The following is a 13915-nucleotide window of genomic DNA, read 5'->3' as shown; positions in this document are numbered from 1 at the left end:
GAGGCCTGTGGTGAGCAACAGAAGGCGACCAGCGATCCTGGTCCTGGAGGACGGGCGGACCTTCCGCGGCGAGTCGTACGGCAGTGTCGGGGAGACCTTCGGCGAGGCGGTCTTCAACACCGGGATGACCGGCTACCAGGAGACGCTCACCGACCCGTCGTACCACCGGCAGGTGGTGGTGCAGACCGCGCCGCACATCGGCAACACCGGGGTCAACCACGAGGACGACGAGTCCGGCCGGATCTGGGTCGCCGGCTACGTGGTCCGGGACCCGGCCCGGGTCGGCTCGAACTGGCGGGCCACCGGCGGTCTGGAGGACCGGCTCGCCAGCGAGGGTGTGGTCGGGATCAGCGGGGTCGACACCCGCGCCCTGACCCGGCACCTGCGGGACCGCGGCGCGATGCGGGTCGGGGTCTCCAGCCTCGACGTCGACCCGGCGGCGCTGCTGGCCCGGGTACGCGAGGCGCCGAAGATGGTCGGCGCGGACCTGTCGGCCGAGGTGAGCACGGCCAAGCCGTACACGGTCGAGGCCGAGGGGGAGCACCGGTTCACCGTCGCCGCCCTGGACCTCGGCATCAAGCGGAACGTCCCGCGCCGGCTCGCCGCACGCGGCGTCACGACCCACGTGCTGCCGGCGAACTCCAGCATCGACGACCTGGTCGCCACCGGCGCGGACGCGGTCTTCTTCTCGCCCGGTCCCGGTGACCCGGCCACCGCCGACCACCCGGTCGGGCTGGCCCGGGAGGTGATGCGGCGGCAGATCCCGCTCTTCGGCATCTGCTTCGGCAGCCAGATCCTCGGCCGCGCGCTCGGCTTCGGCACCTACAAGCTGGGGTACGGCCACCGCGGCATCAACCAGCCGGTGCTGGACCGGACCACCGGCAAGGTCGAGGTGACCAGCCACAACCACGGCTTCGCGGTCGAGGTGCCGGGCGCCGGTGCGGGGCTGGTGGTGCCGGACCAGGTGATCGACACCGACTTCGGCGGGGTCGAGGTCAGCCACGTCTGCCTCAACGACAACGTGGTCGAGGGCCTGCGGGCCAAGGACGTGCCGGCGTTCACCGTGCAGTACCACCCCGAGGCGGCGGCCGGCCCGCATGACGCGGACTACCTGTTCGACCGTTTCGTGGAACTTGTGGAACGAAGGGGCCAACGCGGCGCCGAACTGATCGAAGGCGGCAAGCATGCCTAAGCGGAGCGACCTGAAGCACGTGATGGTGATCGGCTCCGGCCCGATCGTCATCGGGCAGGCCTGCGAGTTCGACTACTCCGGCACCCAGGCCTGCCGGGTGCTGCGCAGCGAGGGGCTGCGGGTCAGCCTGGTCAACTCCAACCCGGCGACCATCATGACCGACCCGGAGTTCGCCGACGCGACGTACGTCGAGCCGATCACCCCGGAGTTCGTCGAGCTGGTCATCGCCAAGGAACGCCCGGACGCGCTGCTGCCCACGCTCGGTGGGCAGACCGCGCTGAACACCGCGGTCGCGCTGCACGAGTCCGGGGTGCTCGCCAAGTACGGCGTGGAGCTGATCGGCGCGGACATCGACGCGATCCGCCGGGGCGAGGACCGCCAGCTGTTCAAGGAGATCGTCGCCCGGGCCGGCGGCGAGACCCCGCGCAGCCGGGTATGCCACTCGATGGACGAGGTCCGGGAGACCGTGGCCGAGCTGGGCCTGCCGGTGGTGATCCGGCCGTCGTTCACGATGGGTGGCCTCGGTTCCGGGATGGCGCACACCGACGAGGACCTGGAGCGGATCGCCGGCGCCGGTCTGGCCGAGAGCCCGGTGCACGAGGTCCTCATCGAGGAGAGTGTGCTCGGCTGGAAGGAGTACGAGCTCGAGCTGATGCGGGACCGCAACGACAACGTCGTGGTGGTCTGCTCGATCGAGAACGTCGACCCGATGGGTGTGCACACGGGCGACAGCGTCACGGTCGCCCCGGCGATGACCCTCACCGACCGGGAGTACCAGCGGCTGCGTGACCTCGGCATCGCGGTGCTCCGCGAGGTCGGCGTGGACACCGGCGGCTGCAACATCCAGTTCGCCGTGAACCCGCGCGACGGCCGGCTGGTCGTGATCGAGATGAACCCCCGGGTCTCCCGGTCGTCCGCGCTGGCCTCCAAGGCGACCGGCTTCCCGATCGCGAAGATCGCCGCCAAGCTTGCCATCGGCTACACCCTGGACGAGATCCCGAACGACATCACCCTGCAGACCCCGGCGGCGTTCGAGCCGACCCTGGACTACGTGGTGGTGAAGATCCCCCGGTTCGCCTTCGAGAAGTTCCCGGCCGCCGACCGGGAACTGACCACCACGATGAAGTCGGTCGGTGAGGCGATGAGCCTGGGCCGCAACTTCACCGAGGCGTTGAACAAGGCGATGCGCTCGATGGAGACGAAGGAGGCCGGCTTCTGGACGACGCCGGACCCCGACGGCGTCACCCTGGAGCGCACCCTGGCCGCGTTGGCCACCCCGCACGACGGGCGGCTCTACACGCTGGAGCGGGCACTGCGGCTCGGCGCCTCGGTGGCCGAGGTGTCGGCCGCCTCCGGCGGCATCGACCCGTGGTTCGTCGACCAGATCGCCGGCCTGGTCGAGTTGCGCGCCGAGATCGTCGGCGCGGCCGTCCTCGACGAGGAACTGCTGCGCCGGGCGAAGCGGGCCGGGATCTCCGACCGGCAGCTCGCCGCGCTCCGCCCGGAACTCGCCGCCGAGGACGGGGTCCGGACCCTGCGGCACCGGCTCGGGCTGCGCCCGGTCTACAAGACCGTGGACACCTGCGCCGCCGAGTTCGCCGCCGGTACGCCGTACCACTACAGCAGCTACGACGACGAGACCGAGGTGACCGGGTCGGACCGGCCGAAGGTGCTGATCCTCGGCTCCGGACCGAACCGGATCGGACAGGGCATCGAGTTCGACTACTCGTGCGTGCACGCCGTACAGGCGCTGCGAAGCGCCGGGTACGAGACGGTGATGGTCAACTGCAACCCGGAGACCGTCTCCACCGACTACGACACCGCCGACCGGCTCTACTTCGAGCCGCTCACCTTCGAGGACGTGCTGGAGGTCTGGCACGCCGAGGACAGCTCCGGCAAGGCGGCCGGCGGGCCGGGCGTGATCGGGGTGGTCGTCCAGCTCGGCGGGCAGACCCCGCTCGGGCTGGCCCAGCGGCTCAAGGACGCCGGGGTGCCGATCGTCGGCACCTCGCCGGAGTCGATCCACCTGGCCGAGGACCGGGGCGCGTTCGGCGCGCTGCTCGACGCGGCCGGGCTGCGCTCGCCGGCGCACGGCACCGCCACCTCGTACGAGGAGGCGCGGGCGATCGCCGAGGAGATCGGCTACCCGGTGCTGGTCCGGCCCTCGTACGTGCTCGGCGGCCGGGGCATGGAGATCGTCTACGACGACCCGACGCTGCGCGACTACATCGCCCGGGCCACCGACATCTCGCCGGACCACCCGGTCCTGGTCGACCGGTTCCTCGACGACGCGATCGAGATCGACGTGGACGCGCTCTGCGACGCCGACGGTGAGGTCTACATCGGCGGCGTGATGGAGCACATCGAGGAGGCCGGCATCCACTCCGGCGACTCGTCCTGCGCGCTGCCGCCGATCACCCTGGCCAGCTCCCACCTGGAGGCGGTCCGCCGCTACACGGTGGAGATCGCCCGCGGTGTCGGGGTACGCGGTCTGCTGAACGTCCAGTACGCGCTCAAGGACGACGTCCTCTACGTCCTGGAGGCCAATCCCCGGGCCTCCAGGACCGTGCCGTTCGTCTCGAAGGCGACCGCCGTGCCGTTGGCCAAGGCGGCGGCCCGGATCATGCTCGGTGCCACGGTCGCCGAGCTGCGGGCCGAGCGGTTGCTGCCGCCGACCGGGGACGGTGGTTCACTGCCGGTCGACGCGCCGGTCGCGGTGAAGGAGGCGGTGCTGCCGTTCAAGCGGTTCCGTACCCCGACCGGCAAGGGCATCGACTCGCTGCTCGGACCGGAGATGAAGTCGACCGGCGAGGTGATGGGGATCGACACCGCCTTCGGGCACGCCTTCGCCAAGTCGCAGGCGGCGGTCTACGGTTCGCTGCCGACCCGGGGCAAGGTCTTCGTCTCCGTCGCGAACCGCGACAAGCGGGGGATGATCTTCCCGATCAAGCGTCTCGCCGACCTCGGCTTCGAGATCGTCGCCACGGTCGGCACCGGTGAGGTGCTGCGCCGGTACGGCATCTCCTGCGAGCTGATCCGCAAGCACTACGAGGAGGACGGCGACGGCCCGGACGCGGTGTCGCTGATCGCGGCCGGCGAGGTCGGGTTGGTGATCAACACTCCGCAGGGTTCGGGGGCCAGCGCCCGGTCCGACGGGTACGAGATCCGCAGTGCGGCGGTCGGCGCCGACGTCCCGTGCATCACCACCGTGCCGGGTGCGGCGGCGGCGGTGATGGGGATCGAGGCCCTGATCCGGGGCGACATGACGGTCCGACCGCTGCAGCAGCTGCACGCGGTGCTGCGGGCCGGCGAGTGACCGCGCCGACCACCACGCCCGGCGGCCCGGCCGGTGCGGCGCCGACCCTGTTCGACCGGGTCGTCCGGCCGGCGCTGTTCCGGATCGGCGGCGGGGACGCCGAGGCGGCGCACGAGTGGACGCTGCGCCGGCTCGCCGGGGTCTCCCGGCGGCCGGCGCTGTTGGCCGCGCTCCGGGCCCGGTACGCGGTGCACGCCCCGCGTACCGTCTTCGGGCTCGACTTCCCCAACCCGGTCGGGTTGGCCGCCGGAATGGACAAGGACGGCCGGGCGCTGCCTGCCTGGCCGGCCCTCGGCTTCGGTTTCGTCGAGGTCGGCACGGTCACCGCGCACGCGCAACCGGGAAACCCCCGGCCCCGGCTGTTCCGGTTGCCGAGCAGCGGCGCCGTGATCAACCGGATGGGTTTCAACAACGCCGGCGCGGCGGCGCTGGCGGCCCGGCTGGCCGTCCTGGACCGGCCGCTGGGGGTGCCGCTGGGCATCTCGCTCGGCAAGTCCAAGGTGACCCCGATCGAGGAGGCGGTCGAGGACTACCTCGCCTCCTACCGGGCGCTGTACGCGTACGGCGACTACTTCGCGGTCAACGTGTCGTCGCCGAACACGCCGGGGCTGCGGACCCTGCAGGACCGGTCGCACCTGGACGCGCTGCTGACCGCCCTGGTGGGGGAGAAGCCGGTGCTGGTGAAGATCGCACCGGACCTGACCGACGCGGCGGTCGCCGAGCTGCTGGAGGTCTGCCTGGACCGGGGCGCGGCCGGGGTGATCGCCACCAACACCACGCTGGCACGGGACGGGCTGGCCCCGGTCGACCTGCCCCGGGCCGGCGAGGCGGGCGGGCTCTCCGGCCGACCACTGACCGCCCGGGCCCGACAGGTGGTCTCGTTCGTGCACCGGGAGACCGGGGGACGGCTGCCGGTGATCGGGGTCGGCGGCATCCTCGACCCGGCCGACGGCACCGCCCTGCTGGACGCCGGCGCCGAGCTGGTGCAGCTCTACACCGGGTTCGTCTACCGCGGGCCGGGGCTGGTCCGCGGACTCGCCAGGGCGGCGCGGAACTGACCACGGAAGGCGGACGGCGATGGGCGTGGAGACGGTGGCGCCGGGCCGGGCGGGCATGACGCCCGAGGAGATCGTCGCGGCGGACCGGGCGCACGTCTGGCACCCGTACGCCCCGATGCCGGCCCGTACCGACCCGTACGTGGTGGACAGCGCGGCCGGGGTACGGCTGCGCCTGGCCGACGGCCGGGAACTGGTCGACGGGATGTCGTCGTGGTGGGCGGCGATCCACGGCTACCGGCATCCGGCGCTGGACGCGGCGGTCACCGACCAGCTGGGCCGGATGAGCCACGTCATGTTCGGCGGGCTCACCCACGAGCCGGCGGTCGAACTGGCCCGGACCCTGGTCGAGATCACCCCGTCCGGTCTGGAGCACGTCTTCCTCTGCGACTCCGGCTCGGTCGGGGTCGAGGTCGCGGTCAAGATGGCGTTGCAGTACCAGCGGGGCCGGGGTCGACCGGGGCGGCACCGGCTGGCCACCTGGCGGGGCGGCTACCACGGCGACACGTTCCACCCGATGAGCGTCTGTGACCCGGTGGGCGGGATGCACTCGCTCTGGACCGGCGTGCTGCCCCGGCAGGTCTTCGCCGACCTGCCCCCCGCCGGCTTCGACGCCCCGGTCGACGAGGCGTACGCGGCGTCCCTGGTGGACGCGGTGCGGCGGCACGCCGACGAGATCGCCGCGGTGATCGTCGAGCCGGTGGTGCAGGGGGCCGGCGGGATGCGTTTCCACAATCCGGCCTACCTGCGGGTGCTGCGCGAGGTCACCGCCGCGCACGACATCGTGCTGATCTTCGACGAGATCGCCACCGGGTTCGGCCGGACCGGTGAGCTCTTCGCGGCGGACCACGCCGGGGTGACGCCGGACGTCCTCTGCGTCGGCAAGGCGCTCACCGGCGGTTATCTGAGCATGGCCGCCACGCTCTGCACCCCGGCGATTGCCGACGGCATCTCGGCGACCGGCGTGCTCGCCCACGGCCCGACGTTCATGGGCAACCCGCTCGCCTGCGCGGCCGCAAACGCCTCCATCGGGCTGCTACGGGCCGGAAACTGGGCAGGGGAGGTGTCCAGGGTGCGGGCGGGGCTGGAAGCCGGTCTGACGCCGTTGCGGGCCGCTGCCGGGGTCGCGGACGTCCGGGTGCTGGGCGCGATCGGAGTGGTGCAGCTCGACCACGAGGTCGACATGGTGGCGGCGACCGCCGCTGCGGTTGCGCACGGGGTGTGGCTGCGGCCGTTCCGGGACCTGATCTACACGATGCCGCCGTACGTCACCGACGACGAGGACCTGGCCCGGATCTGTACGGCGATCGGCGCCGCCGCCGCGGCCGGCTGACGGGTCGCCATCCGGGCGGCCCGGGGGAGAGGAGAAGACGATGGAGACCTTCGGCAGCCGGTTGCACCGGGCCATGGCGGAGCGGGGACCACTCTGCGTGGGCATCGATCCCCACCCGGCCCTGTTGGCCCGGTGGGGCCTCTCGGACGACCTGGCCGGGCTGACCCGGTTCAGCCGGACCGTGGTCGACGCGCTCGGCGACCGGGTCGCGGTGGTCAAGCCGCAGTCCGCGTTCTTCGAGCGGTTCGGGTCGCAGGGACTCGCGGTACTTGAGTCAATTATCCGACAGTTGCGGACCGCCGGTGCCCTCGTTCTGCTCGACGTCAAGCGCGGCGACATCGGCTCGACGGTCGCCGCGTACGCCGACGCGTACCTTGATCCATCGAGTCCTCTCCATGTCGACGCGGTGACCGCGAGCCCGTTCCTGGGGGTCGGCGCGCTCGCTCCGATGTTCGACGCGGCGCGCGCGCACGGCGGCGGCGTTTTTGTGCTCGCGCTCACCTCGAACCCGGAGGGCGCGAGCGTGCAGCGCGCCCGCAGTGCGGACGGCCGGACCGTGGCGCAGACCGTCATCGACGAGATTTCCCAGCTCAACGAGGGTGCGCGGCCGCTGGGCAGCTTCGGTCTCGTGGTCGGCGCCACGATCGGGGAGACCGGCCACGACCTGTCCAAGGTCAATGGGCCACTGCTCGCGCCGGGCCTCGGCGCGCAGGGCGGACGGGCCGCCGACCTGCGTACGGTCTTCGGCGACGAGCTCTCCACGGTGCTCCCGTCGTACTCCCGGGAGGTGCTCGGCGCGGGCCCGGATCCGGCCGCGTTGCGGGCCGCGGCGGACCGTGTTCTGGTCGACTGCCGGTCCGCGCTGACCGCCGCCGGTCAGTGATCTTGTGGTCACGCTGACATGATCATGGCGCGCCCACGTTGCCGAAAGCTCCGTTGACCGCTAGTTTTCCCGGCGCTGGGAACCACGTACCCCTTTGGTTCCCAGGCACACCACGTTTCACAGATGCGGCGGTGCGTTCCGCCCGTCGCGATAGGGACCTGAGGAGAACTGGTGCCGCTCCCCCAACTGAGCCCCGAGCAGCGTGCCGCCGCGCTGGAAAAGGCTGCGGAGATCCGCAAAGCCCGTGCCAAGCTCAAGGAAGAGCTGAAGCAGGGCAAGACCACCCTGGCCGCCGTCCTCGACCGGGCGGAGGCGGACGATGTCGTCGGCAAGCTGAAGGTCTCCGCCGTCCTTCAGGCGATGCCGGGAATCGGCAAGATCCGGGCTACCCAGATCATGGAGAAGCTCAAGATTGCCGACAGCCGTCGCCTGCGTGGCCTCGGTGAGCAGCAGCGCAAGGCACTGCTTGGAGAGTTCTCGGCGAACTAGTTCCAGTCGCCGTGTAGAAACAAGCAGTGAGTACGCATGACGATGTCCGCCAGTCGGCTCGTCTCACGGTCCTTGCCGGCCCCTCCGGGGTCGGCAAGGACAGCGTGACGGAACTTGTCCGGACGCGATCGCCGGGGCTGTGGCGATCGGTCCCGCTGACCACCCGCCCCCGTCGGGAACACGAGATCGACGGCGTGCACCACCGTTTCGTCGACCGGGCGGAATTCGCCCGTCTGCTCGATGACGGACAGTTGCTGGAGTGGTCGGAAATAGGCGTTCACCGCTACGGTACGCCGAGCGGTCCGGTACGGATGCGGCTCTCCGCCGGCCGCCCGGTGCTGCTGACGATCGACCTCCGAGGTGCCCGCCAGGTCCGGGCGGCGATGCCGGAGGCCCGGTTGGTGTACCTCGCCCCGCCGGGAGTCGACGTCCGCGCCGTTGGTCGGGAATTCGACGTAACGGTCGTCAACCACGTCATCGAGCGGGCCGCCGACGAACTGGTAGGCTTGCTCGGTTCGTGCCACTTGACGTCGAGCTGACGCAACGTTGAACGGACCCCGAACTTCAGCACCACCGAACTTCAGGACACCGAACGTCAGAACGACCGCAGTCCCGCACGACCGCTCTCCAGAACGACTCCGACCTGACCGCCCTCGGGTGGTCGCGCAGACACAGAGGTTTCTCCCGTGGGATCCATCGCCAGTCCCGAAGGCATCACCAACCCGCCGATCGACGAGCTGCTCGAGAAGACCACCTCCAAGTACGCCCTGGTGATCTTCGCCGCCAAGCGGGCCCGCCAGGTCAACGCCTACTACAGCCAGCTCGGCGAGGGCCTGCTGGAGTACGTCGGCCCGCTGGTGGAGACCACCCCGCAGGAGAAGCCGCTGTCGATCGCGATGCGGGAGATCAACGCGGGTCTGCTCACCGCAGAGCCGACCGACCAGCCGTAGCGGCGGCCGGGACGTCGGAGATGACCTCGGTCGTACTCGGGGTCGGCGGTGGGATCGCCGCCTACAAGGCGTGCGAACTGCTGCGGCTGTTCACCGAGTCGGGCCACCGGGTCCGGGTCGTGCCGACCGCCGCCGCGCTGCGGTTCGTCGGGGCCCCGACCTGGGCGGCGCTGAGCGGGCAGCCGGTCGCCGACGACGTCTGGGCCGACGTGCAGGAGGTGCCGCACGTCCGCCTCGGTCAGGGCGCCGACCTGGTGGTCGTGGCCCCGGCCACGGCCGACCTGATGGCCCGGGCCGCGCACGGTCTCGCCGACGACCTGCTGACCAACACCCTGCTCACCGCCCGCTGCCCGGTGGTGCTCGCGCCGGCGATGCACACCGAGATGTGGGAGCACCCGGCCACCGTGGAGAACGTGGCGACCCTGCGTCGGCGTGGCGTCCTGGTGCTCGAACCGGCGACCGGCCGGCTGACCGGGGTGGACACCGGCAAGGGCCGGCTGCCCGACCCGGCCGAGATCTTCGCGGTCGCCCGCCGGGTGTTGGCCCGGGGAGTGGATGCCCCCCGGGACCTGGCCGGTCGACGGGTGGTGGTCACCGCCGGTGGCACCCGCGAGCCGCTGGACCCGGTGCGGTTCCTCGGCAACCGGTCGTCCGGCAAGCAGGGTTACGCGTTTGCCCGTACCGCGCTGGCCCGGGGAGCCCGGGTCACCCTGATCGCCGCGAACGTTTCCCTGCCGGATCCGGCCGGCGCGGACGTGGTCCGGGTCGGCACCACCGAGGAACTGCGCAAGGCGACCCTCGAGGCGGCCGAGACGGCCGACGCGGTGGTGATGGCGGCGGCGCCGGCGGACTTCCGGCCGGCGACGTACGCCTCCGATAAGATCAAGAAGTCGGACCGGGGCGACACGCTCACCGTCGAGCTGGTGGCCAACCCCGACATCGCCGCCGAGCTCGGCGAGCGTCGACGGCCGGAGCAGGTACTGGTCGCCTTCGCCGCCGAGACCAGTGACGCCGAGGCCAACGCCCGGGGCAAGCTGGCCCGGAAGAAGGCCGACCTGATCGTCGTCAACGAGGTCGGGCCGGACAAGGTCTTCGGGGCCGACACCAATACGGCGGTCGTACTGGGCGCTGACGGGTCGACGACAGCTTTTTCCGAGCAATCCAAGGAAGATCTCGCCGATGCCGTCTGGGATCTGGTAACAACGCGCTTAACCGGATCGTCACGTCGCGGCGCGACGTTGTAGTGCACTGGTCAGGGCGGCGGGTGACTAAACTGCCGCGAAACGTGTATTCGAGCCTTTTAGGAGCACCGTGGTACGCCGCCTGTTCACATCCGAGTCGGTCACGGAAGGCCACCCGGACAAGATCGCTGACCAGATCAGCGACGGAATCCTCGACGCGCTGCTGGACCAGGACCCGCGTAGCCGGGTCGCGGTCGAAACGCTCATCACCACCGGCCAGGTGCACGTCGCGGGCGAGGTGACCACAAAGGCGTACGCCGACATTCCGGCGATCGTCCGGGAGACGATCCTCGGCATCGGCTACGACTCGTCGAAGAAGGGTTTCGACGGGGCCTCCTGCGGGGTCAGTGTCTCGATCGGCTCCCAGTCGCCGGACATCGCCCAGGGTGTGGACAGCGCCCTGGAGCTGCGCTCCGGCTCGTCGGAGAGTGCGCTGGACGCGCAGGGTGCCGGTGACCAGGGGATGATGTTCGGCTTCGCCTGCTCGGAGACGCCCGAGCTGATGCCGCTGCCGATCGCGCTGGCGCACCGGCTGGCCCGCCGGCTGGCCGCCACCCGCAAGGACGGCACGATCCCGTACCTGCGCCCGGACGGCAAGACCCAGGTCACCATCGAGTACGACGGCCTGCGCCCGGTCCGGCTGGACACGGTGGTGGTCTCCAGCCAGCACGCCGCCGACATCTCGCTGGAGTCGCTGCTCACCCCGGACATCCGTGAGCACGTCATCGAGCCGGAGCTGGAGGAACTGGGCCTGCAGGTCGAGGGCTACCGGCTGCTGGTGAACCCGACCGGCCGGTTCGAGATCGGCGGCCCGATGGGCGACGCCGGGCTGACCGGTCGGAAGATCATTGTCGACACCTACGGCGGGTACGCCCGGCACGGCGGCGGCGCCTTCTCCGGCAAGGACCCGTCGAAGGTGGACCGGTCGGCGGCGTACGCGACCCGCTGGGTGGCGAAGAACGTGGTCGCGGCCGGGCTCGCCGAGCGCTGCGAGGTGCAGGTCGCGTACGCGATCGGCAAGGCACACCCGGTCAGCCTCTTCATCGAGACCTTCGGCACCGAGAACGTCCCGGTCGACCGGATCGAGCACGCCGTGCGTGAGGTCTTCGACCTGCGCCCCGCCGCGATCATCCGGGACCTGCACCTACTCCGCCCGATCTACCGGCAGACCGCGGCGTACGGCCACTTCGGCCGTGAGCTGCCCGACCTGACCTGGGAGAGCACGGACCGCGCCGCCGACCTCAAGTCGGCCGCGGGAGCCTGACCAGCGGCAAGCGCAGCGACCGGCAGCCCGCCAGCGGGCTGCCGGTCGCTCGCGTCTGTGTGGATGTGCCGCTGGCCCACCTCGACCGGCTCTTCGACTACCTGGTGCCGGAGGAACTGTCCGCGCAGGCCCGGCCCGGCACCCGGGTCCGGGTCCGGTTCGCCGGCCAGCTGGTGGACGGCTGGCTGATCGAGCGCGCCGACGTGTCGGCGCACGACGGCCGGCTGAGCTATCTCGAGCGGCTGGTCTCCCCGGAGCCGGTACTGACCCCGGAGGTCGCCCGGTTGGCCCGGGCGGTCGCCGACCGGTACGCCGGCAACCTCGCCGACGTCCTACGACTGGCGGTGCCGCCGCGGCACGCCCGGGTGGAACGCGAGGCGCCGGATCCCGGTCCCGCCGCTGCCGCCGGGGACGTCGCCGACGTTCCTGACGCGCCGGCGGTCGACGGTGGGCCGGTGTCCGGCGGCGCTGCCGCGGTCGATGCCGGTGCCAGCGAGCCCGGTGGGCCGGTGGGCGGGGCGGTTGCCGACGTGACCGCCGGCGTCGGGGAGCCGGGTGGGCCGGTGGGCGTCGGGGAGTCCGGTGGCGACGGGGCGGGCTGGCGGAACTATCCGGCCGGCCCGGGGTTCCTGCGCGCCCTCGCCGACGGGCGGGCCCCACGGGCGGTGTGGAACGCCCTGCCCGGCGAGGCGTGGGCGGAACGGTTCGCGGAGGCCGCCGCAGCCACCGTGGGCAGCGGGCGGGGCGTGGTCGCCGTGGTCGCCGACGCGCGCGACCTCGGACGACTCGACGCCGCGCTGACCCGACAGCTCGGTCCCGGCCGGCACGTCACGCTCTCCGCGGCGCTCGGCCCGGCCCGGCGGTACCGGGCCTTCCTGGCCGCCTGCCGAGGCCGGGTGCCGGTGGTCATCGGGACCCGGGCGGCGATGTTCGCCCCGGTCGCGGACCTCGGACTGGTGGCGATCTGGGACGACGGGGACGATCTGCACGCCGAGCCGAGGGCACCGTACCCGCACGCCCGGGAGGTGCTGCTGACCCGTGCCCAGCTCGGCAACGCCGCCGCCCTGGTGGCCGGGCACGCCCGGACGGTGGAGGGGCAACTGCTGGTGGAGACCGGATGGGCGAGGGAGATCGTCGCCGACCGGTCGACCCTGCGGTCCCGTACGCCCCGGGTGACGCCGACCGGGGACGATCCGCAGCTGGCCCGCGACCCCGCCGCCGCATCCGCCCGTCTGCCCAGTCTCGCCTGGGAGGCGGCCCGGACGGCGTTGAAGGCCGACACCCCGGTCCTGGTCCAGGTGCCCCGACGCGGTTACCTGCCGTCGGTGGCCTGCGCCGAGTGCCGTGCGCCGGCCCGGTGTCCGCACTGCGCCGGTCCGCTCGGACTGCGGTCGGCGGGTGCGCCCCCCGCCTGCCGGTGGTGCGCCCGGGTCGCCGCCGGGTACGCCTGTCCGCACTGCGGAGGTCGGCGGCTGCGGGCGGCGGTGGTGGGCGCCCGACGTACCGCCGAGGAACTCGGCCGGGCGTTCCCCGGAGTGCCGGTGCGGACCTCGGGCCGGGAGGAGGTGCTGGACGAGGTACCCGGTGGCGCGGGACTGGTGATCTCCACTCCCGGGGCCGAGCCGGTCGCCGCGGGCGGGTTCGGTGCCGTCCTGCTGCTCGACTCCTGGGCGTTGCTCACCCGGGCCGACCTGCGGGCCGGGGAGGAGGCGTTGCGGCGTTGGCTGGCGGCGGCGGCGCTGGCCCGGCCCGGTCCGGCCGGTGGCCGGGTGGTGGTGGTCGCCGACGGCGGGCTGGCGCCGGTGCAGGCGCTGCTGCGCTGGGATCCGGTCTGGTTCGCCGCCCGCGAGCTGACCGAACGACGTGAGCTGGGCTTCCCGCCAGCGGCCCGGATGGCGAGTCTGACCGGTACGGCACCGGCGGTGGCGGAGTTGCTCGAGGCGGCCCGGCTGCCCGAGGGGGCGGAACTGCTCGGTCCGGTGCCGGCCGGCGACGGGCAGGAACGGATGCTGGTCCGGGTGCCCCGGTCCCGCGCCGCCGCCCTCGCCGCCGCGTTGCACATCGCGGCGGCGGTGCGTACGGCCCGGAAGGCGAACCAGCCGGTACGCGTCCAGGTCGACCCGAACGCCATCTTCTGACCGGCTGTCATCCCGGAGCCGGCGTCGTCGCCGACCCCCCCGGGGTCTGAATCA

The 13915-nt window shown here is 72.3% G+C and carries 11 protein-coding genes; all 11 read left to right on the top strand.

The genetic code is table 11. The features are described 5' to 3' along the window. The first annotated feature begins 7 nt into the window (after positions 1-7). The 11 genes from carA (at position 8) to ABGB05_RS20455 (ending at position 13861) form a co-directional block, all read left to right on the top strand. The gene (gene carA, locus ABGB05_RS20505) at positions 8-1192 is read left to right on the top strand and encodes a glutamine-hydrolyzing carbamoyl-phosphate synthase small subunit (protein ID WP_347655058.1); all 1185 of its coding nucleotides are present in this window, start codon (positions 8-10) and stop codon (positions 1190-1192) included. Further along, positions 1185-4508, top strand: coding sequence for a carbamoyl-phosphate synthase large subunit (carB, locus tag ABGB05_RS20500; protein WP_347655057.1), 3324 nt, complete (start codon positions 1185-1187; stop codon positions 4506-4508). The genes carA and carB overlap by 8 nt, the downstream gene beginning before the upstream one ends. Before the next feature lie 47 nt (positions 4509-4555). Then, positions 4556-5566, top strand: a complete 1011-nt coding sequence (locus ABGB05_RS20495; protein ID WP_347655133.1) for a quinone-dependent dihydroorotate dehydrogenase — start codon at positions 4556-4558, stop codon at positions 5564-5566. Between the two features lie 55 nt (positions 5567-5621). Continuing rightward, positions 5622-6896 carry an adenosylmethionine--8-amino-7-oxononanoate transaminase gene (locus ABGB05_RS20490; RefSeq protein WP_347655132.1) on the top strand — a complete coding sequence of 425 codons (1275 nt, stop codon included), beginning with the start codon at positions 5622-5624 and terminating at the stop codon, positions 6894-6896. Between the two features lie 40 nt (positions 6897-6936). Further along, on the top strand, positions 6937-7779 hold the full coding sequence (gene pyrF / locus ABGB05_RS20485) for an orotidine-5'-phosphate decarboxylase (RefSeq protein ID WP_347655056.1): 843 nt from the start codon (positions 6937-6939) through the stop codon (positions 7777-7779). A 171-nt stretch (positions 7780-7950) separates the two neighbouring features. Next, entirely contained in the window at positions 7951-8268 is a 318-nt protein-coding gene (gene mihF / locus ABGB05_RS20480; RefSeq protein ID WP_331216915.1) for an integration host factor, actinobacterial type, read from the top strand. 26 nt (positions 8269-8294) lie between these two features. Next, positions 8295-8807 carry a guanylate kinase gene (locus tag ABGB05_RS20475; RefSeq protein ID WP_347655055.1) on the top strand — a complete coding sequence of 171 codons (513 nt, stop codon included), beginning with the start codon at positions 8295-8297 and terminating at the stop codon, positions 8805-8807. A 147-nt stretch (positions 8808-8954) separates the two neighbouring features. Next, on the top strand, positions 8955-9218 hold the full coding sequence (gene rpoZ / locus ABGB05_RS20470; RefSeq protein ID WP_101366725.1) for a DNA-directed RNA polymerase subunit omega: 264 nt from the start codon (positions 8955-8957) through the stop codon (positions 9216-9218). A 20-nt stretch (positions 9219-9238) separates the two neighbouring features. Beyond that, entirely contained in the window at positions 9239-10462 is a 1224-nt protein-coding gene (gene coaBC / locus ABGB05_RS20465) for a bifunctional phosphopantothenoylcysteine decarboxylase/phosphopantothenate--cysteine ligase CoaBC (RefSeq protein ID WP_347655054.1), read from the top strand. A 67-nt stretch (positions 10463-10529) separates the two neighbouring features. Then, positions 10530-11723, top strand: a complete 1194-nt coding sequence (gene metK / locus ABGB05_RS20460; protein WP_347655053.1) for a methionine adenosyltransferase — start codon at positions 10530-10532, stop codon at positions 11721-11723. A gap of 59 nt (positions 11724-11782) precedes the next feature. After that, on the top strand, positions 11783-13861 hold the full coding sequence (locus ABGB05_RS20455) for a primosomal protein N' (RefSeq protein ID WP_347655052.1): 2079 nt from the start codon (positions 11783-11785) through the stop codon (positions 13859-13861). The last annotated feature ends 54 nt before the right edge of the window (positions 13862-13915 follow it).

This window comes from Plantactinospora sp. B5E13 (genome assembly GCF_039871775.1).
Lineage (GTDB): Bacteria > Actinomycetota > Actinomycetes > Mycobacteriales > Micromonosporaceae > Plantactinospora.
The sequence above is the reverse complement of the archived record's forward strand: the minus strand, read 5'-3'. Positions and strand labels throughout refer to the sequence as shown.